Consider the following 19,648-nt stretch of genomic DNA (forward strand, 5'->3'; position numbering starts at 1 on the left):
CCCGATCAGCCGACCAACCCGCCGGCAGAAATGATGGTCACGGCACGGCGATTCTTGGCATAACAGGCTTCTTCTGAGCAGATCTCGATCGGGCGCTCTTTGCCATAGCTCACAAATTTGAGTCGCGTCGAAGGAATGCCACGGGCGATAAGGTATTCCATCACCGCATTAGCCCGCCGGGCGCCCAGAGCGAGGTTGTATTCGCGCGTGCCCTGCTCATCAGCATGCCCTTCGATCACGGCAAGGTAGTCACTGTTGGTCATCAGCCACTGTGCCTGACCATCAAGCACACGCTGCCCCTCAGAGCTGAGCGAGGATTGATCCACCGCGAAAAGCACCCGGTCACCGACCGTCTGCTGGAAATAGGCCGAAGAGGTCGGATCATTGGCACTGCCGGGAACAATCCCCCCATCTGCACCCAGTCCGGCGCCACCAGTGTCAGAGAAACTACCCTGATCGGCAAATCGGTCAGGATTGGTACAGGCCGATACGGCAAGGGCCGCGATCAGCATCATAGCCTTGGTTATATATGTCATGGATCGCTTTCCGCTCGCTATTTTTTGGTCAGGTTAACACAGGCGCCGCGCCTTGCAAACGCAACGCGGCGGTGCTGCAGGCGCGGTGCAAGAATTTTGATAAAATTCTTAGCATATTGCCTGGTAACATTCTTAAGAAGAATTTTAGGTCCTTTCTAACGGGTGTCACTGCAAAGGCCCCCAGCTTGGATCAGAGGCCCCATCGGGGGTGCGCACCCGTTTGAGGTTGCGACCAGATATATCTACCGAATAAAGCGCCGAGGCGCCCTGCGCACCCTGCGTCTCGCGCGCGAACATCAGCACACGCCCGTTAGGTGCCCAGGTCGGCCCCTCATCGAGGAACGAAGCCGTAAGCAGTCGCTCCTCCGAACCGTCGGTGCGCATTACACCGATGTGGAACCGACCGGCGTTCTGCTTGGTAAAGGCGATCAAGTCGCCGCGCGGGGACCAGACGGGCGTACCATAGCGTCCGGCACCAAAACTGATACGCTGCGCCTCACCTCCGCTAGCGGACATAACATAAAGTTGCTGGGTGCCGCTACGGTCGCTCTCAAACACGATACGTCCACCGTCAGGCGAGTAGCTCGGCGCCGTCTCGATGGAAGGTCCACTGGTCAGTTGCCGCGCGGCACCACCGCTTATGTCCTTTGCAAAAATGTCGGTATTCGATCCTTGGGCCAGCGAATAAACCACTGTCGCGCCGTTGGGCGCAAAGCGCGGAGCAAAGCTCATTACTCCATCCGATCCCGGCAGAATGCTGCTTTGAACCGCGCCGACGTTGAGAATATGTACCCTCGGGAAACCAGTTTCGTAACTGGTGTAAAGCACCCTGTCGCCAGTCGGCGAGAATCGAGGTGCGAGAACAATTGAGCGACTGTCAGTCAGGAACTGCACATTTGCGCCGTCATAATCCATAATCCCCAGCCGCTTGGCGCGCTTGTCTTTGGGACCGGTCTCCGAAACGAAGACGACGCGGCTGTCAAAATATCCGCTTTCGCCTGTAATGCGACTGTACACTTGGTCGGCCACCTTGTGCGCCATGCGTCGAAAGCCGTCCGCCGTGCCAACAAACTGCATGCCCTGACCCAACTCTGCGCCGGCAAACACGTCGTATACCCGGAACTTGACCGTCAATCGTCCGCTGCCGTCGACGTCTACGGCCCCGGAAATAAGTGCCTGCGCGTTGATTGCTTTCCAGTCCGCGAATTGCACCGGGCTCTGGAACGAGGTGATGCCGCTGATATGGGCCTCTCTCGGGATTTCTCGAAACAACCCACTCCCGCTCAGGTCATCCGCGACAACCCGGCTCAGCTGGTCGGCAATACTCTGCGCCGCCGCGCTTTCGGCCACAAAGGCCGGCACGGCATAGGGCAACGGCTCGACCACCCCTTCGGTGATCTCGAGCCTGAGCGGCCCGCCCTGTGCCTGCGCCGCTCCGGGCAGCGTCAAACTCGAGAGCGCAAGCGCACCCGCCGCAAGTACCGAGGCCAAAGTCTGTCTCATACCACATCCATCCTTCCGGAATATCCGTATCGAACCCGCGCCAAACGATGCGCTGCGGACCGCAGTCCACCCGCCACGCAGTTTGCCCCTGCAGAACGCCGGAGCCATGGGAAAATCAAGCCCCTTTTCCAAACGCTCGCGAATACGGCATAGTTCCACGTCATCGCACCCGCATTCCTTCAGGATTGAAGGTCATTTCGATCTCGCGCCATTGGGCGTATTTTTCGGCGGGCAGCTGATAGCCGTCCTTCTGGCAGCGCAGAATCGCCCGGCGCGCCGTCTGAAACGCAGTCTCGGCTGAGGCTGCAGATCCGCCGTCAGCGTTCAGCATCCGCAGAGATCCGTTCACCACGCGCCCGTCGCGGTCCATTTCCATCGACACTGTTACCGTTACATTTGCCGCCTGACTGCCGACGTCGACCACCCAACATGCCTGCACCGCGACACGCAACGCATCCTTTTCGCCACTGGTCATCGGCGGACCGACCGGCAAATCCGGCGCGGGTGCCGTGCTGCCACCTGCCAAAGCCTGCGCCACCGCATCCGCCACAGCTTGCGCCGTGCTGTCAGACTGGGTCGGCCTCGACGTGAACTCTGCCGCGGGCGCCGGAGTCTCAGCCGCAGCCGACGATGCGACGCTCTCGGTTGCCGGAACCTGTGGCGCGACGGGTCGTTCGGGTCGGGTCCGCGGCCGCATCGACGCGCTGGGGGCGGAACTGGCCGGTTCTTCGGCCTCGGTCACAATCTCTGTTGCCGCGGCGTCGGGGGCGGACGCCTGCTGCTCTGGCTCGGGCGCCACTTCTGTCGGCGCTTCATCCGGCACCACAGCCTCGCGCACGACTTGGTCAATCCGGGTCTCGGGTTCGGGCTGCGCCACTGGCTCGGGCGCCACACGCGGCGCGGGGCGCGGTTGCGGACGTGGCGAGGTAACAGGCAACTGCACTGTTTCCTGTTGCGGCGTCGCCAGCTGCGGGGGCGCGTCCGCAACCTCGGTCTGCGGCGGCGGCGGGGGGGCCTGCGGCACAGATTCAGCCGGTGCGGGCTCGGGTACGGCCTGCGGTTCAGCGACCGGCTCGGGTGCGGCCTCGGGTGCCGGGGCCTCCGGGGCCGGTTCGGGGGCGGGGGCTTCGGGTTGCGCCTCGGTTGCGTCTGTTTCAGGGGTCGGTGGGGCAGCAACATCTGCCGTGCTCTGAGGTGGCTGCAACGGCGCGGTTAGCGCGGCAAACTCGGCCTCGGACAAGATCGACACCTGCGCCACCTCAATCGGGTCGGACCGCGTGCTGAACAATCCGCCCAACAGCACCCACAAGATCAGCGCCGCGTGACCTCCGCCCGAGATATAATGGCCAATATGCACGCCGAACCTGCCTCAGCGATCCGACCCGTCAAGGGCCGGCCCTCCGATATCCGTCACCAGACCGATCGAGGAAAAGCCCCCCGCGTTGAGCGCGCCCATCACTTGCGCCACCTGCTCATAGGGCACAGCCCCGTCAGCACGCAGGAACACCCGGTCATCCGCACGCTCGGTCGCGATTGCCCGCAAACGATTCACCAGATCGGCGCGCGCCACCTCAGTTGTCTGGATCATCACGACACCATCGGCCTGCAATGTGACGGTCAGCGGCTCTTCGTTCTCGGACGGAAGGGCGCTGGCGGCGGTTTTGGGCAGCTCAACAGGCACGCCCACCGTCAACAGCGGCGCGGCCACCATGAAAATGATCAGCAACACCAGCATCACATCCACAAACGGCGTAATGTTGATCTCGGCCATAGGCTGCGCGCGGCTGCCACGACGGCCCCGTCGGCGTCCACCGCCCCCCGCAGATTTGACGACACCGCCCCCCATCGCTCAGCTGTCCAGCTGGCGGCTGAGGATGGTCGAAAACTCGTCGGCAAAGGCCTCGTAGCCGCCGATGATACGGTCGCTGTCCGCGCTTAACTTGTTGTAAAAAACCACTGCGGGGATCGCCGCGAGCAGACCCAGACCAGTGGCCAAAAGCGCCTCGGCAATGCCCGGTGCTACAACGGCCAGGTTGGTGTTCTGCTGCTGCGCAATTTCGATAAAGGCGTGCATGATGCCCCAGACCGTCCCGAACAGACCGACAAATGGTGCAGTCGATCCGACGGTGGCCAAAACCGGCAAACCCTTTTGCAGCGCCTCGGTTTCTTTTTGAATCGCCACATCCATGCTGCGGTCGATTCGTGCCTGCGCACCTGCGATCAGCCCACCATCGGCACGATGACTACGCCGCCATTCGATCATACCGCTGGCAAAGATTTTCTGCGCCCGGCCCGAAGGTTCTGCGCCGATCTGATCGAAAAGATCGTCCAGCGGCTCACCCGACCAGAACGCCTTGTCAAAGACATGCGCCTCGCGCCGCGCGCTGCGATACGCGATCAGTTTCTGCACAATGATCGACCAGGACCAGAAGGATGCCACCATCAACAGCAGCATCACCAGTTTCACTGTCAGCGTTGCGCGCGCAAAAAGGGCCAACAAAGAGAAATCAATCTCCTGCGCCATGGCAAGGGCTTGCGGTTCCATAAGACTGCTCTTTCCGGTTCGGCCTCTATCTTCGAGGCTCTGATTACCGGCCTGTGTAGCTGATTTGCGGGGCAAACGCCAACACAATGCTGTCATACACGGGCGGGTGCCCGCCGATTTCCCCCGCGTCACGCCAGATCCGGGTCAGTTTAGTGCACCAACCCGCGGATCGCTTGCGGAAGCCGCGCAGGATGGCCCGTGGCAGTCGCGCAGGCGACCGTCACCTCGGCCTGAAAAAGCAGCGTTTCATCGCGCATGACCCGCTGCCCCATGATCAGCCGAGCCCCGGTCACACCGCGCATCTCTGTGCTCACAATTAACGCGTCGTCAAATCTGGCGGGTTGCAGGTAATCCGCCTCGACCCGCCGCACGACAAAGACCACACCATCTTCCTCACGCATGCGATTCTGGTCGATACCCAGACTGCGGACCCAGTCACTGCGGGCACGTTCAATATATCTGAGGTAATTGGCGTAATAGACGATACCCGCCATATCGGTGTCCTCATAATAGACCCGGACCGGAAATTCGTGCATCTTATCATGCCCTCTGCCTGCGCGCCGGAACCCTAGCCCCCTCCAATCTGGATGAAAAGGCCGACCGCCGCAAAGGGGTGTCAGCCCGCCAGCCCAATCCGCGCTGCCAGGCGCAGCGCATGTGAGGGATCCCGCGCCGCAACCGGCATCACCGGTTCATACGCCGCCCGCAACACTGCCCCGACTTCGGGGCGCACAACTACGCGTCCATCTGCCAATTGCCCCAGCGGTGAACGGGTGCCAAAGGCCTGATCCGACCACAGCAACAGTGCCTGCACCGCCTGACCAAGCGCCAGCGTGTCAGCAGGAACCGCCACCATCTCGGCATCCATCCGCAGAAAAATGAAACAGGCGCGGATCGCCCCGGCGTCATCAAACCGGAAAATGCGGTATTGGTTGGCACTTGCGGCCTGCAACCGCGTCACCAGTGGACCCATATCCGGCACCAGCCGGTCGAGATTGGGCACCTCTGCCAATTCGTCCCAGTCGCGACAGAAAAACACCATGACGTTGGCGCCCAACTCGGGATCGGTTTCGGCCATCTGGTGCCCGGCCAAATGGCAAACTGCCTCGAACGCGGCCCTGATCACCGACAGGGTGGCATCCTCGACACCAAAAACCACAGGTGCCAGCGGTCGCCCCCAACGCGCGAACAGATATCCACCATCCGAGCGGGTGAACATTGTTTCCACATCCGCTGGCGTCAAAACATCGCTCATCGCGCTGCCCCCTGCTTCTTCTCTTTCTAAATACGTACTTGCATGCCTCGCAGACACACGCAGCGCCTTTGCCCGAAACGGCCCGCTCAGTCAAACAGCGTACTTTGCCCCGGAGGTTTGGGTGTCGACAACCCGAGATGATCCCACGCCTTTTGCGCCAACATCCGCCCGCGCGGTGTGCGCTGAATCAGCCCCTGTTGCAGTAAGAATGGCTCGATCACCTCTTCCAGCGCATCGCGACTCTCGCTCAGGGCGGCAGACAGGGTTTCGATTCCGACCGGGCCACCGTTATAATTCTCGGCGATCAGATTCAGATACCGACGGTCGGCACCATCCAGTCCCAGATGATCGACGCCAAGGCGGGTCAGCGCCCGGTCTGCCAGCGCATGTGTGACCACTCCGTCCCCTTCGACCACGGCAAAATCCACCACCCGACGCAACAGCCGTCCGGCAATGCGCGGCGTGCCACGCGACCGGCGGGCGATCTCGCGGGCGCCGTCACCTTCGGCAGGCACACCCAGTTTGATCGCATTTCGGGTCACGATCAGGTTCAGCTCGTCCACCGTGTAAAACTCCAACCGCGTCGGAATGCCAAAACGGTCACGCAGAGGCGTGGTCAACAAACCCAGCCGTGTCGTCGCCCCGACCAGGGTGAAGGGCTGCAACTCAATCCGCACCGTGCGCGCCGCTGGCCCTTCGCCGATCACCAGATCCAGCTCATAATCCTCAAGCGCTGGATACAGCACCTCTTCGACTGCGGGATTCAAGCGATGGATCTCGTCAATGAACAGCACGTCCCGCGCTTCGAGATTGGTCAGGATCGCCGCCAGATCGCCTGCCTTGGCCAGAACCGGGCCAGAGGTCATACGGAACCCCACCCCCAGCTCGCGCGCCATGATCTGCGCCAGCGTCGTCTTGCCCAGACCGGGTGGGCCGTGGAACAGCGTGTGGTCCATCGCTTCACCGCGCTGCCGTGCCGATTGAATAAACACCTTGAGATTTGCCCGCGCCTCGGCTTGACCGACAAATTCGTCAAGCATCTGAGGCCGCAGCGCCCTGTCATGATCACCGGGCTGCAATTCCGGGCGCAGATCGGGATCAGACTCTTGCATCTTCGCCCCCCAAAGCATGGCACACACCCGCATGGGGCAGTTGAACGGCCCGCATCATGCCTTTGGAGCCAGCAATTTCAGCGCGGCGCGGATCAGCACCGGCGTATCCGCCTCGGGTAACTCGCCTGCGGCCTGCGCAACGGCGCCCGCCGCCTCACCCGCAGCATACCCCAGATTGCCCAGTGCCGACAATGCCTCGGCCTGCGCCGATCGGCCTGCCGATTGCACAACAGGAGATGCCGTAGCGGCGGCAACCGTCGTTGAACCGGCGTCCAAGGCCGCCCCCGGTGGCGCGGCAACAGACGCCCCCATCGCCATCACTATCGGCGCCTTGTCCTTGAGCTCAAGCACAACCCGTTGCGCTGTCTTGGGGCCGATACCCCTGGCCGCCTTGACCGCGTTGATGTCACCCAGCGCGATGGCGCGGCTGACCCCGTCCGCGCCCAACGTACCAAGGATCGCCAGCGACGCCTTGGCGCCGACCCCTTGCACCGACATCAGCAACCGGTGCCATTCCTTTTCGACCAGCGACAAGAACCCGAACAATTGCAACAGATCCTCGCGCACCAGCAGATCGGTATAAAGGGCCACCGCCTCCCCAACGCCCGGCAGCGCCGCCAGCGTCCGGTCCGAGCAATGCACCATATAGCCCACGCCGCGCACGTCGATCAGCACGTGATCATCTGCCTTATAGGCCACCCGGCCCGCCAGATAGCCGATCATACCCTGATCTCCCTGACGCCCGGCGCGCGGGCATGATGGGCGTGACAGATTGCAATCGCCAGCGCATCCGCCGCATCGGGGCCGTTAATCTCGGCCCCCGGCAGTTGCATCTGCACCATATGCAGCACCTGTCCCTTGTCAGCGTGGCCGACACCGACAACGGTCTTTTTGACCTTGTTGGGGGCATATTCTCCGACCAGCAGGCCAAACTGTGCCGGCACCAGCAGTGCTATCGCCCGCGCCTGCCCCAACTTCAGCGTCGCCACGCCATCCTTATTCACAAACGTCAACTCAACCGCCGCCTCTTGCGGTGCATAGCGGTGCAGCACCTCGGTCAGTTGCCGATGCAACATCAGCAATCGCGGAGCAAGCTCGGGCCCGGCACTGGTACAAACACCGTTTGCCACATGCCTGAGTCGGCTACCATCGGCGTCAATCACGCCCCACCCGAGGTTCCGCAACCCCGGATCAATCCCAACCACCCGCATCTGCCCAGCCTTTTGTTGCTTTTCGGACACGCTAGCACGAAACGCGAACACCCGCCAAGCCCCTTGCGTATTAGGTCAAAGACGACACCAATTGTCCAACCGCGACACCGACAATCCAAATGCGTCGCCCCCACACCCAAAAACGACGTTGCTCGTCCTTGATTTATGTCTATTTTTCGGTATGTTGCTACATATCTTGGCTATGCAGCCGGTGCATAAGACCCATGCATAAACGCGCGTTGCGCGTTTATATTCCGCCTCCTATCTATGCGGCAGACATTAGAAATGCCCACCAGATAAAAGGATCAAGGAAATGGCTGTCTATTACACGTCCCGTACCAACCATGAAATCGCAGCCGTCGCCGGCCGTATCGGCGCAATGATCATTTCTGCGTTTGGCTCAGTTTCTGACTGGAACGATGCACGCATCACCCGCAAATCGCTGTCAAAGCTCAGCGATCGTGAACTCGACGATATCGGCCTGACACGCAGCGATATCGACGTCGTCGCCACCCGCTAAGACTCACACACTCTCTCTGGTGGCAAACCCCGAGACCGCGCAGCCGCGAGGCGCGCGGTCTTTTGCACGCCGACGATCAGTCGCGCCAAAACGTAAGAAACGATATTCTGACCCCGTCCAATGGCCCGATCCACGTGGGTGCCGAACGGGCCACTGCCAGCGCGAAGCGGAGTCAGCTCAGGAACGGAGTCAGTTGTTCAAGACCCCAGCGGGTCACCGGATCAATCTGCATCATAAACGCGCCGGCCTTTTCAACCAACGACCCTTGGGTCAGTGTCGCGATCCGGGCAAGGTATTCCACCTCGCCCATAGAATGCAGCAGCAGCCCCTTAAAGGCAAAAAAGCCCAATGCGATCATGACGATCGACCGTGGTGACGCGCCCGGCAGATTGCGGCGGGGATGATGTTGAATCAGACCATTGCGGCCCAGCTTGGTGACATAACCCTGCGCAAGTTGGCGATGCTTCTTGGTCACAGCCCTGTGGCGCTTTTCGAATTTACGGAGTGCGTCGTCCATAGCGACCTCAAATACAATATCTCGGCCCCCACCGGATATACAAAAGTTAGCGCTGAAATGTGGCATAATTTGGGCAATTCGCGCCAGTTTTAGGCAATTGCCGCGAAACCCGTCAGGACCGGCGCAGCGTCAGCGTGGTCCATTCGCCGATTTGCTGACGTAACGTTAAATTAACCCCGTTCTGTTCATATGCAGCGATCACATCGTCGGCTTGTTCGTTCAACAGGCCCGACAGAATCGCATATCCCTTGGGTTGTAGGTGCTTTGCCATGTCGGGGGCCAGCGCAATCAGCGGTGCTTTCAGAATGTTGGCGAACACCAGATCAAAGGGTGCCGCAGCTGTCAGATCAGCATGATCAAAGCCCGTCGCCTCTAGGCATGTGACACGACCCAATAGCCCATTTGCTGCCACATTTGCCTCGGCCACCGCCACGGCAACCTCGTCGATATCGCTCGCCCACACCGGATCAGGCCAGATCCGCGCCGCCGCCATCGCCAGAACGGCGGTGCCACACCCCACATCCACGACCCGTTTGCCGACAAACCCGTCAGAGGCCAGCGCATCCAGCGCCTTAAGGCAACCCAGAGTCGTACCGTGATGCCCGGTGCCAAATGCCATCGCCGCCTCGATCAGAAGCGGTACAGCGGCCTCGGGCACCTTGTCGGCATCATGACTGCCATAGACAAAGAAGCGCCCGGCCTCGACCGGCGTCAGCTCGCGGCGGACTTTGGCAACCCAATCCGTCTCGGGCAACTCAGAGATGACAAAGGGCTTCGCCCCGTAGATCGTGGCCAGAAGTTCCAGACCGGCGACGTCCGGGGTCTCGGTGAAATAGCCACCAACCTCCCAGGTACCGCTGCCATCCTCGATCTCGAAGACGCCAACACCAGTCGGTTCCGGCCACAGACCCTCCAATGCCTCGCCAAGCTCTTCGGCGGATTGCGGACCCCCAAGGGTGGTAAAGGCAGTAAAGGTCGGCATAGTTCGAAGTTCCTTCATTCAGCAGGCGCGGGCAGGATGCCCGAAAAAATCGTCTCGTTTCCCTGCGCAGGATGGCGTGGAATCAATAGCGCCAGCAGCAGCGACACGGATGCCATCGCAGCGGCAAGGATGAACACCGCAGACGGCGATGTCAGCCACAGATAGCCCAACAGCACAGGCAGGAACACCGCAGCTATGTGATTGATGGTAAACGCCACCGCCGCCGTCGGTGCAATATCCCCCGGATCGGCAATCTTTTGAAAATAGGTCTTGAGTGCCAGAGCCAGGGCAAAAAAGATGTGATCGATCACATACAGCGCCGCCGCCAGCACAACACCCCAGCCAAACCAGTATATTCCACCATACGCCAGGAACACCATCACCAGTCCGGTGTACTCAAAAATCAGTGTGTTGCGCTCGCCATATCGGAACACTGCCCGGCCCATCAACGGTGCAACAATGATGTTGACCACAAGGTTGATCAAAAACAGCCCCGTAACTTCGTGGACCTCGAACCCAAAGCGCTCGACCATCATGAATCCGGCGAAAACCATAAAGATCTGCCGCCGCGCGCCCGCCATGAACTGCAACAGGTAGTACAGCCAATACCGCCGCCGCAGGATCATCTTCTTGATCTGCGGGTTTGGCGCCTCGAACTGCGGAAAGGCAAAGACGCACCAGCCCACAATCAACAGCGTCAGCCCGCCCGACGCCAGGTAGACAAAGTTATAGCTCAGATCGAACGCCTGCCAGGCCATCACGATGGCCACATAGGCCACCAACGTGGCCCCCGACGCCGCTGCCACCAACAGACCCAGAACCTTTGGCGCGCGATCCTTGGACAACCATTGCAATTGCAGTGATTGGTTCACTGTTTCATAATAATGAAACCCAATCGACGACAGCATGGTGATGGTCAGAATGCCCGCCATATGCGGAAACCATGCCGTCACCGCCGTAGCCACCCCCAACAACGCCAGCGACACCAGCGCCAGCGTCTGTTCGTGCACAAAGATGATGATAGCGATCACGCCAACCGCCAGAAAACCGGGGATCTCGCGCACCGTATGCAGCAGGCCGATATCACTACCGTCAAAGCCCGCCGCCGAAACGACAAAATTGTTGAGCAGCGCCGACCACGTCGCAAACGACAGCGGCATCGCAATCGCCATCAAAAACAACAACGTCACCGGCCGCCGCCAGACCGGCAATTCGCTGGCATTCGCCAACCGCACAACTTGCCGCATCGCCCACCCCCCGAATGTCGCGCGGGGCCAAATCCACCCGGGCTTCTTCTCTTCTTAAATACGCATCCTTGCGACGGTTCAAACTGGGGCCGGGCTTAGGGCAATACGCCCCCGCCCGGCACCTGCCGTTTCCGCACGCAGGTTGAACAAAACCGTCGGCAGGCCATACCGCTTCAGCTGCGGATGCGCCAGCCCGTCCGAAAGATCCACCAGATCGCCCCAAGGCACAGCCCGGTGAACACCAGAATCGCCAGCAGGCTCAGCCCGATCGGGACATCCGCCATACCAAAAAACGCCCAGCGAAATCCCGAGATCAGATAGACCACCGGATTAAACAGCGTGATGGTCTGCCACGCAGCAGGAAGCATCGAAATCGAATAGAACGACCCGCCCAGAAACACCAGCGGCGTCACAATCAGCAGCGGGACCAATTGCAACTGTTCGAAATTCCCTGCCCAGATACCGATGATGAACCCCAGCAGCGCAAAACTGGTACAGGTCAGCACCAGAAACAGCAACATGGCGACGGGATGCTGGATGCTCAGATCTACAAACAGCGCCGCGGTACCCAAAATGACCAGCCCGATGAACAGCGCCTTGGTTGCCGCCGCCCCCACATAGCCCATGACAATTTCCAGAAAATTGACCGGAGCCGAGAGCAATTCGTAGATCGTGCCGATGAACTTTGGGAAATAGATCCCGAATGACGCGTTTGAAATCGCCTGCGTGATCACCGACAGCATGATCAGCCCCGGCACGATAAAGGCGCCATAGCTCACGCCCTCGACCTCTTGGATCCGGCTGCCGATGGCGGCGCCGAACACCACGAAATACAGCGACGTTGATATCACCGGTGATATAAAACTCTGCATCAGAGTACGAAAGAACCGTGCCATTTCATATAGGTAGATAGATTGTACTGCGCGCCAGTTCATGCCGCGTCCTCCCCTTCGTGCACCATCGTGACAAAGATGTCCTCAAGCGACGATTGATGTGTTTGGATGTCGCGCAGCACCAGCCCGGCGTCGCTCATCCCTGCCATCAGCGTTGCGATCCCGGTGCGTTCTGCCATGGTGTCATAGGCGTAGATCAACGATTGCCCGTCCTCTGCAAGCTCAAGGTCGAACTGGACGAGCGATGGCGGGATAGCTGAAACCTTCTCCTGCAGATCAATGCGCAGCTGCTTTTTGCCCATGCGTGCCATCAGCGCGGCCTTGTCCTCGACCAGCAGCAACTGGCCCTTGTTGATCACACCAACGCGGTCAGCGATCGCCTCGGCCTCTTCGATGTAATGCGTGGTCAGGATGATCGTCACGCCATCAGCCTTGAGCCCGGCGACAATTTCCCACATGTCGCGACGCAGTTCGACGTCGACGCCTGCGGTCGGCTCGTCCAGAAACAGCACCCGTGGTTCGTGGCTCAGTGCCTTGGCGATCATCACCCGTCGTTTCATGCCGCCCGACAGCGCCCGAATCGGCGTGTCCTTTTTGTCCCACAGGGACAATTGCCGCAGAATCCGTTCGATCAGGGCATCATCCCGCTTTTTGCCGAACAACCCGCGCGAGAATCGTACAGTGTTCAACACCGCCTCAAACGGCTCAAGATTGATCTCTTGCGGCACCAGGCCGACAAGGGTGCGGGCATCTCTGTAGGCCTCAACCGTGTCGTGTCCGCCTACATGAATTTTGCCAGAACTTGCCGTGGTGATTCCGCAGATCGTTGAAATCAGAGTGGTCTTTCCGGCCCCGTTCGGCCCCAGCAGGGCCAGAATTTCGCCTTCCTCAATATCCAGCGTGATACCTTTGAGCGCTTCGAACCCTCCGGCGTAAACTTTTTTGACGTTTTCGATCCCGACCATTGTTGCCATCAGGGGTCTCCTTATTTCCTGGCGCAATCTAGACTGTTCAGTTCAGAACGCAATGTGCGCCAAACCGCCCTATCCTGTGCGCCCGTTCCATATAGGGTCGCCCCCTCGCCCTTGCATCGGCACAGAGGAGATTGTGACGCCATCCTGAAAATGATTTGCTCCGCATCACGCGACCAGCCGCCAACCTATCCAACAAAAAGGTTCATTTTCATGACAAAAACAGCTTTGGTGACGGGGGGAACACGCGGTATCGGTCTGGCGATTGCCCGCGATCTGTCGCGCGACCACAATGTGGGCGTCGTCTGGAACACGACACCACCCAATGACCTGCCCCCAGCTGTACTTGCGATGCAAAGCGACCTGACCCAAGCCGGAAACTGCGCCGCTGTCGTCACCGCAACGATTGAGCGCTTTGGCCAGTTGGATGTCATCTTGAACAATGCCGGCGTTGCACAAACCACCCCTCTGGACAGCTTTGACGCGCCGACCCAAAGGGCGATCCTCGACGTCAACCTGCTGGTTCCGGGTGATCTTCTGGCAGCTTCGCTACCTCATCTGAAATCTGGTGCGGCCGTCGTCAACATTTCATCGGTGAACGCCGTGTTGCCGCCCCGCGCAGCCGCACTCTTTGGCGCAAGCAAAGCCGCGCTGAACCTATGGACACGCGCAATGGCCAAGGAACTGGGCCCGCGCGGTATCCGCGTCAACGCGGTATCACCCGGCGCCATCGACATCCCAGACAAACCCCGCCCCCCGGATCTGACCGCGCTGTTTGTCCAAGACACGGCACTGGGGCGGATCGGAGTGCCCGAAGATGTAGCGCGGGTCGTCCGGTTTCTGACCAGCGACGATGCAGGGTTTGTAACTGGCGAAATTCTGACGGTCTCGGGTGGCTACAGGCTTTGACCCCGCAGCCTTCTTAGCGGTGTCAGGATGCCGTCAGACGCCGCGCACGGTGTCGATCATCAGTTGCACATTCGCCGGATCCGCATCCGGCGTGATCCCGTGCCCGAGATTAAAGATATGCGGCCCGTTCGAAAAGGCCCGCACAATACGCCGCGTCTCGGACACCAGAGCGTCCCCACCGGTGACCATATGCCGGGACGCCAGATTACCCTGCACACAGCCGCCCACCTGCACATGCTCAACGGCCCATTCGGCAGTCACGCTGTCATCCACGGCGACGCAATCTGCGCCGGTGGCTGCATGAAACCCGACATAACCCTTCGCCGCCTGACGCGGAAAGGCGATGACCGGAATCCCCGGATGCCGACGCTTGATCTCTTGCGTGATCAGCCGCGCGGGTTCCAAAGCATAGCGCTGGAAATCCTCATCTTTCAGCGATCCGGCCCAGCTGTCGAATAGCTTCACCACCTCGGCTCCTGCGTCGATCTGAGCGCTCAGATAATCCACTGTGGCTTCGGTCAACCGGTCCAAGATCGCCTCGAACAGCGCCCGGTTTTCCGCCTTCAGCGCATGGGCCGGCCCCTGATCCGGCGTGCCCTGTCCGGCGATCATATAGGTCGCCACCGTCCAGGGCGCCCCGGCAAAGCCGATCAACGTGATCTCAGGCGGCAGTTCGCGACGCAGGATTTTGACCGTTTCGTAGATTGGGTTCAGCGTGTCATGGATCATCGCGCCCCGGCCCAACTTGTCGAAATCGGCCTGCGTGGTGATGGTCGACAGACGCGGCCCCTCTCCCGTCACGAACCACAGATCCGCGCCCAATGCCTGCGGCAGCAACAGAATGTCAGCAAACAGGATCGCCGCGTCAAAGCCATAGCGCCGGATCGGCTGTAACGTGACCTCGGCGGCCAGCTCTGGATTGTAGCACAGCGACAGAAAATCGCCGGCCTGCGCCCGCGTCGCTTTGTACTCGGGCAGATATCGGCCCGCCTGACGCATCATCCAGATCGGAGGGGTCGGCAAAGTTTCGCCCGCCAGCGCGCGCAGGATGGTCTTGGTCATGTTCGGTCCTCTCAGAGTTGCGTATGGGTCCAACGCCAGCGCCGATAAGTCAAGCCGCGACCAAGGTTGTCAGCCGACAACCCCGCGTCTAAGGATAGCGGCATGACACCTGACCTGCCCTCCCCCGCTGCCCCCCTGCGTATCGGCACCCGTGGCTCGCCGCTGGCGCTGGCCCAGGCCCACGAGACGCGCGACCGCCTCGCCGCCGCGTTTGATCTGCCGCGCGATGCGTTTGAGATCGTGGTGATCAAGACCACAGGCGACCGGATTCAGGACCGCCCCCTCAAAGAGATCGGTGGCAAGGGCCTCTTTACCCGCGAGATCGAGGATGATCTGCTGTCAGGCGCCATCGACATCGCCGTGCATTCAATGAAGGACATGCCGGTGCTGCAACCAGGCGGCCTGCTGCTCGACACCTACCTCCCGCGCGAGGATGTGCGCGACGCGTTTATCTCGGCCACCCATACAGGCATTTGCAACCTCGAGCAGGGCGCCACAGTCGGCACCTCGTCGCTGCGCCGCCGTGCGCAACTGCTGAACCGCCGACCGGACCTGAGCGTGGTCGAATTTCGCGGCAACATGCAGACCCGCCTGAAAAAGCTGGCCGACGGGGTGGCGACGGCCACGTTCCTCGCCATGGCCGGCCTCAACCGGATGGCAATGGACCACGTGCCCAAAACCGCCATCGCGATAACCGATATGCTGCCCGCCGTGGCACAAGGAGCCATAGGGATCGAACGCCGCGCCGACGACAGCCGCGTGGCGGATATGCTGGCGGCGATCCACGACAGACCGACCGGTGAACGCCTCGCCGCCGAGCGCGCCTTTCTCGCAGCGCTGGATGGTTCGTGCGAAACCCCGATTGCCGGTCTGGCAGATCTGGAGGGCGGCACGCTCATCCTGCGCGGTGAAGTGCTGCGCCCTGATGGCGCACAATCCCACTCCGGATCACGCAGCGGCGCCATCGCAGATGGCCCCGCGATGGGCCTGGATCTGGCGCGCGAACTGCTCGCTGCGGCCGGTCCCGGCTTTTTCGACTGGCACAGTGGCACGCCAAAAGTTTGAACCGACACGACCCCAGCCCCAAAAACCGCCCCCAGCTTCTTCTCTTTTAAAATACGCTCTTTCGAAAACCTAAGTCACAGAACATCCGTCCCGGCCTTTGGACTACACTGGCAGCGCTCACATTTTTACTTGGCGATCACTCGCCAGCGGCAACGTGACTTGGGCATCAACCCCAGCGCGGCAACACTCCAACAGGGTCACTCGGGATACACTTTGCCCGGATTGAGGATGCCTTTCGGGTCCAGCGCCGTTTTGATCGCCTGCATCGCCGCAAGCGCAACTTTATCCTTGCGCCGCGCCATCGACGGCAGCTTGGTCAGGCCAATCCCGTGCTCGGCCGAGAAAGATCCGCCCAGCGCAAGGACCTCATCCTCAACCGCCTCCATCACCGGTGCCATCATATCGCGGCCAGAGGCCCAGACCGCGTAATGCACGTTGCCATCCCCCAGATGCGACACCACCACCGGGCGCGCAGCGGGGTCGAGCTGCGACAGCCGCGCGTCCATCCGCTCGAGAAACACTGCCACCTTGTCCAGCGGCACCGCGATATCATTGTTGACCGCAAAGGGGCTGCTCAGCGACACCTCGCCCGCGGCTTCGCGTCGCGTCCACATCTCGGCGCGTTGCGATTCGGTCTGGGCGACAATCGCGTCCAGCACCTCGCCACGTGCGGCAAAGGCATTCAGAACATCTTCGAGGTGGTCCATCACCGGCGCGGTTCCATCCGGTCCCGGCTCGGCGTCGCGGGCGGCGATGGCGCCGACCTCAACCAGAACACTCACTTCGTAGGCCGTATCAAATGGTGGCCGACGGTCGGGGAAATGCGCGCCCCAAGCCTCAAGATAACCGCGCGGCATATATTCGAATGCCTCGACCGCGCCGCCAGTCGCCGCCTGAAGCGCATTGAGCAACGACAAAGCCGCATCCAATCCCCCCACAGCCACCATCGCCGTGGCATAGGCACGGGGGCGCGGCACCAGTTTCAGGACGGCGCCGGTGATCACCGCCAGTGTGCCCTCGGCCCCGATCAGCAAATGTTTGAGATTGAGGCCCGAGTTATCCTTGTGCAGCGCGCCCATCAGATCCATCACCCGGCCGTCGGCCAGCACGGCCTCGATCCCCAGCACCAGATCGCGTGTATTGCCGTACCGCAATACGTTGGACCCGCCGGCATTGGTGCTCAGAAAGCCGCCGACCATGGTCGAGCCACGCGCGCCAAAGGTCAGCGGAAACAACAGATCCTGCGCTGCGGCGGCATCGTGCAACGTCGACAGCACCACGCCAGCCTCAACCACGGCGATACGTGCCTGGGGCCGGATCTCGCGGATGCGATTCATCCGTGCCAGCGACAGCATGATCGCGCCTTCGCCGCTGGTTCCCCCGGCCAGGCCGGTGTTCCCGCCAACCGGCACCACGGGTGTGGCCGTCTCATGCGCGATGCGCATCACCGCTGACACCTCTTGGGTCGATACGGGGCGCGCCACACAGAGCGGCGTCCAGCGATATTGCCCCGACCAGTCCCGTGACCACGGTTCGGCGTCCGCACCGGTCAACACCTGTGCATCGCCCAGCGCCGCGCGCAGTGCCGTCAGTATCGTGTCGCTCATTCGTCGGGCACCCGGAACGTCAGCGACGCCCAGAGCGATTCCCAAACCGCGTCATATTGGGTCGCCGGTTCGATTTCCCGCATCACCACTGAATCAACCAGATATTCGTATCCAGGCAGGACAGTCAGCACTGCGCGACCCTGCGCATCGGTTCGATACATCGCCGTCTCAACCGTCCCGTCCGGCGCCTTGGCAAACAGCTCGATCTGGGTGTCGGCGCGCGGCTTTCCCTCGTACAGCACTTGTACTGGAAACCCATCCGACAGATCGTCGGTATAGGGGTTCGCGTTCGCGACGATTTCAGTCAGCAGTCCCATCTCGCGGTCAGCGCCCGCGCCATCCCCTACGGCAATCAAGCTTTTGGCGTGGCGGCTATACGTCTCACCAATGTTGTTTTCCGACAAGCCGCGTTCCTTGTGACGTGCCAACGCCCAGGCAATGTCCTTGTGCTCGCAAAAGCTCTGGAATTTTTCCCATTCGGTCCAGGTCAGACTGTAGTCACGCGTAACATGCACCACCACTGCCAGCCCGTCGCCCGGGACGGTCATGTTCAACGCCGGTTTGTCGCCGGCCCGTCCCTCGACCGGCAGGACCGTATCGCCGAATGCCACCTCAAAACGGCGAAAATTCGGCGGCACATAGGCATAGGTCGAACCCTGCATCGACTGGCCGACCCGCAGATCGGCCATCAGGGGCGCGGCTTCGGCCACCTGATAGTTCTGCGGCGAAATCCAGAATTCATGCGCAGCGGCTGGCAAGGCCTGCGCCAGCAGGATCCCCGCCGCAACCACCCTGCGAACCGTTGCGCAAAAATTCATGTCGATCACTCCGATGCTTTGACGGTCTGGCGCTGGACGCCCAGACCGGCGATCCCCAATTCCATGACATCACCGGGTTTCAGATAAACCGGCGGTTTCTGCCCCATGCCAACACCCGGCGGTGTACCGGTGCAAATCACGTCTCCGGGATGCAGAGTCATAAACTGCGACAGATGCGCGATGATCGTCGCCACGCCAAAATGCATCGTCCGGGTCGACCCGTTCTGGTAGCGATGGCCGTTGACCTCAAGGTACATATCCAGATCCTGCGGATCGGTCACGGCGTCGGGTGTGACCAGCCAGGGGCCAATCGGGCCGAAGGTGTCATGCGATTTGCCCTTGGTCCATTGGCCGGACCGGTGCAGCTGAAAGTCGCGTTCGCTGACGTCATTGACGACGCAATAGCCGGCCACATGAGTCAACGCCTCGGCCTCGGTGACGTATTTCGCGCGAGTGCCGATGACAAAGCCCAGCTCGACCTCCCAATCTGTCGCGACCGAGGTGCGCGGGATCTCGACATCGTCGTACGGGCCGACGATGCACGATGTCGCCTTGGTGAACAGCACCGGTTCGGCGGGCAGATCCATTCCCGATTCCGCCGCGTGGTCGGCATAGTTCAGCCCGATGGCCAGAAATTTTCCAACACTGCCGACGCAAGGACCAAGCCGCGGCGAACCTTCAACCACCGGCAGATCGCGCGGATCAAGCGCGCGCAGCACCTCCTGCCCCTGAGGGGTGAGCACAACACCGGCAATATCCGGCACCACGTCCGACAGGTCGCGGATCACACCATCCGCATCCAGCATTCCCGGTTTTTCCGACCCCGCAGGCCCGTGTCTAAGCAATTTCATAATTGTTCCTCCCTCGGTATTTTCTATGTCCCTGACTGGCGCTC

General features: G+C 61.0%; 22 protein-coding genes. 3 read left to right on the plus strand and 19 right to left on the minus strand.

Annotated features, from left to right (window positions below; translation table 11 throughout):
• Window positions 1-5 precede the first annotated feature (5 nt).
• From pal to ruvC, 10 genes are all read right to left on the minus strand, one after another.
• Window positions 6-536: a peptidoglycan-associated lipoprotein Pal gene (gene pal / locus IMCC21224_RS14655; protein ID WP_047995972.1), complete on the minus strand. Its 531-nt coding sequence runs from the start codon at window positions 534-536 to the stop codon at window positions 6-8.
• A gap of 165 nt (window positions 537-701) precedes the next feature.
• Window positions 702-2,039 (minus strand): Tol-Pal system beta propeller repeat protein TolB, encoded by a 1,338-nt coding sequence (gene tolB / locus IMCC21224_RS14660; protein ID WP_047995973.1) that lies wholly within the window; start codon window positions 2,037-2,039, stop codon window positions 702-704.
• Between the two features lie 160 nt (window positions 2,040-2,199).
• Entirely contained in the window at window positions 2,200-3,396 is a 1,197-nt protein-coding gene (locus IMCC21224_RS14665) for a hypothetical protein (protein WP_047995974.1), read from the minus strand.
• Window positions 3,397-3,408: 12 nt separating this feature from the next.
• Entirely contained in the window at window positions 3,409-3,885 is a 477-nt protein-coding gene (tolR, locus tag IMCC21224_RS14670) for a protein TolR (RefSeq protein WP_047995975.1), read from the minus strand.
• A gap of 3 nt (window positions 3,886-3,888) precedes the next feature.
• On the minus strand, window positions 3,889-4,584 hold the full coding sequence (gene tolQ, locus IMCC21224_RS14675; protein ID WP_047995976.1) for a protein TolQ: 696 nt from the start codon (window positions 4,582-4,584) through the stop codon (window positions 3,889-3,891).
• Window positions 4,585-4,733: 149 nt separating this feature from the next.
• Window positions 4,734-5,120, minus strand: coding sequence for a tol-pal system-associated acyl-CoA thioesterase (ybgC, locus tag IMCC21224_RS14680; RefSeq protein WP_047995977.1), 387 nt, complete (start codon window positions 5,118-5,120; stop codon window positions 4,734-4,736).
• A gap of 80 nt (window positions 5,121-5,200) precedes the next feature.
• Window positions 5,201-5,839, minus strand: a complete 639-nt coding sequence (locus IMCC21224_RS14685) for a hypothetical protein (protein WP_231582094.1) — start codon at window positions 5,837-5,839, stop codon at window positions 5,201-5,203.
• Window positions 5,840-5,925: 86 nt separating this feature from the next.
• Window positions 5,926-6,951, minus strand: a complete 1,026-nt coding sequence (gene ruvB / locus IMCC21224_RS14690) for a Holliday junction branch migration DNA helicase RuvB (protein WP_047997157.1) — start codon at window positions 6,949-6,951, stop codon at window positions 5,926-5,928.
• Between the two features lie 54 nt (window positions 6,952-7,005).
• Entirely contained in the window at window positions 7,006-7,674 is a 669-nt protein-coding gene (gene ruvA, locus IMCC21224_RS14695; RefSeq protein WP_047995978.1) for a Holliday junction branch migration protein RuvA, read from the minus strand.
• On the minus strand, window positions 7,671-8,162 hold the full coding sequence (ruvC, locus tag IMCC21224_RS14700) for a crossover junction endodeoxyribonuclease RuvC (RefSeq protein WP_047995979.1): 492 nt from the start codon (window positions 8,160-8,162) through the stop codon (window positions 7,671-7,673). The genes ruvA and ruvC overlap by 4 nt, the downstream gene beginning before the upstream one ends.
• 313 nt (window positions 8,163-8,475) lie before the next feature.
• Here ruvC and IMCC21224_RS14705 point away from each other — a divergent pair, with 313 nt between their 5' ends.
• Window positions 8,476-8,682 (plus strand): DUF1127 domain-containing protein, encoded by a 207-nt coding sequence (locus IMCC21224_RS14705; protein WP_047995980.1) that lies wholly within the window; start codon window positions 8,476-8,478, stop codon window positions 8,680-8,682.
• Between the two features lie 172 nt (window positions 8,683-8,854).
• On the opposite strand, the gene IMCC21224_RS14710 is transcribed toward IMCC21224_RS14705, so the two are convergent.
• The 5 genes from IMCC21224_RS14710 to IMCC21224_RS14730 all read right to left on the minus strand — a co-directional run bounded on the left by IMCC21224_RS14710 (window position 8,855) and on the right by IMCC21224_RS14730 (window position 13,295).
• The gene (locus IMCC21224_RS14710; protein WP_047995981.1) at window positions 8,855-9,199 is read right to left on the minus strand and encodes a hypothetical protein; all 345 of its coding nucleotides are present in this window, start codon (window positions 9,197-9,199) and stop codon (window positions 8,855-8,857) included.
• Between the two features lie 112 nt (window positions 9,200-9,311).
• Window positions 9,312-10,181, minus strand: a complete 870-nt coding sequence (locus IMCC21224_RS14715) for a 50S ribosomal protein L11 methyltransferase (RefSeq protein ID WP_047995982.1) — start codon at window positions 10,179-10,181, stop codon at window positions 9,312-9,314.
• A 14-nt stretch (window positions 10,182-10,195) separates the two neighbouring features.
• Window positions 10,196-11,428 carry an MFS transporter gene (locus IMCC21224_RS14720; RefSeq protein ID WP_047995983.1) on the minus strand — a complete coding sequence of 411 codons (1,233 nt, stop codon included), beginning with the start codon at window positions 11,426-11,428 and terminating at the stop codon, window positions 10,196-10,198.
• Window positions 11,429-11,601: 173 nt separating this feature from the next.
• Window positions 11,602-12,363, minus strand: a complete 762-nt coding sequence (locus IMCC21224_RS14725) for an ABC transporter permease (RefSeq protein WP_047995984.1) — start codon at window positions 12,361-12,363, stop codon at window positions 11,602-11,604.
• Entirely contained in the window at window positions 12,360-13,295 is a 936-nt protein-coding gene (locus IMCC21224_RS14730; protein ID WP_047995985.1) for an ABC transporter ATP-binding protein, read from the minus strand. Before IMCC21224_RS14730 ends, IMCC21224_RS14725 begins: the two co-directional genes overlap by 4 nt.
• A gap of 210 nt (window positions 13,296-13,505) precedes the next feature.
• Here IMCC21224_RS14730 and IMCC21224_RS14735 point away from each other — a divergent pair, with 210 nt between their 5' ends.
• Window positions 13,506-14,201, plus strand: coding sequence for an SDR family NAD(P)-dependent oxidoreductase (locus IMCC21224_RS14735; RefSeq protein ID WP_047995986.1), 696 nt, complete (start codon window positions 13,506-13,508; stop codon window positions 14,199-14,201).
• A gap of 33 nt (window positions 14,202-14,234) precedes the next feature.
• On the opposite strand, the gene hemE is transcribed toward IMCC21224_RS14735, so the two are convergent.
• Window positions 14,235-15,263 (minus strand): uroporphyrinogen decarboxylase, encoded by a 1,029-nt coding sequence (gene hemE, locus IMCC21224_RS14740; RefSeq protein WP_047995987.1) that lies wholly within the window; start codon window positions 15,261-15,263, stop codon window positions 14,235-14,237.
• A gap of 102 nt (window positions 15,264-15,365) precedes the next feature.
• Between hemE and hemC the strand changes: the two genes are divergently transcribed.
• Complete coding sequence (gene hemC, locus IMCC21224_RS14745; protein ID WP_047995988.1) at window positions 15,366-16,328, plus strand: hydroxymethylbilane synthase; 963 nt, start codon at window positions 15,366-15,368, stop codon at window positions 16,326-16,328.
• Window positions 16,329-16,525: 197 nt separating this feature from the next.
• Here the strand turns inward: hemC and IMCC21224_RS14750 are convergent, their stop codons facing one another.
• From IMCC21224_RS14750 to IMCC21224_RS14760, 3 genes are read right to left on the minus strand one after another with little or no spacing between them, the layout of a single operon-like run.
• Complete coding sequence (locus tag IMCC21224_RS14750; protein ID WP_047995989.1) at window positions 16,526-17,935, minus strand: FAD-binding oxidoreductase; 1,410 nt, start codon at window positions 17,933-17,935, stop codon at window positions 16,526-16,528.
• Window positions 17,932-18,753: a DUF4198 domain-containing protein gene (locus IMCC21224_RS14755; protein ID WP_047997158.1), complete on the minus strand. Its 822-nt coding sequence runs from the start codon at window positions 18,751-18,753 to the stop codon at window positions 17,932-17,934. Before IMCC21224_RS14755 ends, IMCC21224_RS14750 begins: the two co-directional genes overlap by 4 nt.
• Window positions 18,754-18,758: 5 nt before the next feature.
• Entirely contained in the window at window positions 18,759-19,604 is an 846-nt protein-coding gene (locus IMCC21224_RS14760) for a fumarylacetoacetate hydrolase family protein (protein WP_047995990.1), read from the minus strand.
• Window positions 19,605-19,648 lie beyond the last annotated feature (44 nt).

This window comes from Puniceibacterium sp. IMCC21224 (genome assembly GCF_001038505.1).
Classification (GTDB): domain Bacteria; phylum Pseudomonadota; class Alphaproteobacteria; order Rhodobacterales; family Rhodobacteraceae; genus Puniceibacterium.

Coding starts and splice junctions, on each gene's coding strand:
- pal (WP_047995972.1), bottom strand. CDS start 536: ATGACATATATAACCAAGGCTATGATGCTGATCGCGGCCCTTGCCGTA.
- tolB (WP_047995973.1), bottom strand. CDS start 2,039: ATGAGACAGACTTTGGCCTCGGTACTTGCGGCGGGTGCGCTTGCGCTC.
- tolR (WP_047995975.1), bottom strand. CDS start 3,885: ATGGGGGGCGGTGTCGTCAAATCTGCGGGGGGCGGTGGACGCCGACGG.
- tolQ (WP_047995976.1), bottom strand. CDS start 4,584: ATGGAACCGCAAGCCCTTGCCATGGCGCAGGAGATTGATTTCTCTTTG.
- ybgC (WP_047995977.1), bottom strand. CDS start 5,120: ATGCACGAATTTCCGGTCCGGGTCTATTATGAGGACACCGATATGGCG.
- IMCC21224_RS14685 (WP_231582094.1), bottom strand. CDS start 5,839: ATGAGCGATGTTTTGACGCCAGCGGATGTGGAAACAATGTTCACCCGC.
- ruvB (WP_047997157.1), bottom strand. CDS start 6,951: ATGCAAGAGTCTGATCCCGATCTGCGCCCGGAATTGCAGCCCGGTGAT.
- ruvA (WP_047995978.1), bottom strand. CDS start 7,674: ATGATCGGCTATCTGGCGGGCCGGGTGGCCTATAAGGCAGATGATCAC.
- ruvC (WP_047995979.1), bottom strand. CDS start 8,162: ATGCGGGTGGTTGGGATTGATCCGGGGTTGCGGAACCTCGGGTGGGGC.
- IMCC21224_RS14705 (WP_047995980.1), top strand. CDS start 8,476: ATGGCTGTCTATTACACGTCCCGTACCAACCATGAAATCGCAGCCGTC.
- IMCC21224_RS14710 (WP_047995981.1), bottom strand. CDS start 9,199: ATGGACGACGCACTCCGTAAATTCGAAAAGCGCCACAGGGCTGTGACC.
- IMCC21224_RS14715 (WP_047995982.1), bottom strand. CDS start 10,181: ATGCCGACCTTTACTGCCTTTACCACCCTTGGGGGTCCGCAATCCGCC.
- IMCC21224_RS14720 (WP_047995983.1), bottom strand. CDS start 11,428: ATGCGGCAAGTTGTGCGGTTGGCGAATGCCAGCGAATTGCCGGTCTGG.
- IMCC21224_RS14725 (WP_047995984.1), bottom strand. CDS start 12,363: ATGAACTGGCGCGCAGTACAATCTATCTACCTATATGAAATGGCACGG.
- IMCC21224_RS14730 (WP_047995985.1), bottom strand. CDS start 13,295: ATGGCAACAATGGTCGGGATCGAAAACGTCAAAAAAGTTTACGCCGGA.
- IMCC21224_RS14735 (WP_047995986.1), top strand. CDS start 13,506: ATGACAAAAACAGCTTTGGTGACGGGGGGAACACGCGGTATCGGTCTG.
- hemE (WP_047995987.1), bottom strand. CDS start 15,263: ATGACCAAGACCATCCTGCGCGCGCTGGCGGGCGAAACTTTGCCGACC.
- hemC (WP_047995988.1), top strand. CDS start 15,366: ATGACACCTGACCTGCCCTCCCCCGCTGCCCCCCTGCGTATCGGCACC.
- IMCC21224_RS14750 (WP_047995989.1), bottom strand. CDS start 17,935: ATGAGCGACACGATACTGACGGCACTGCGCGCGGCGCTGGGCGATGCA.
- IMCC21224_RS14755 (WP_047997158.1), bottom strand. CDS start 18,753: ATGAATTTTTGCGCAACGGTTCGCAGGGTGGTTGCGGCGGGGATCCTG.
- IMCC21224_RS14760 (WP_047995990.1), bottom strand. CDS start 19,604: ATGAAATTGCTTAGACACGGGCCTGCGGGGTCGGAAAAACCGGGAATG.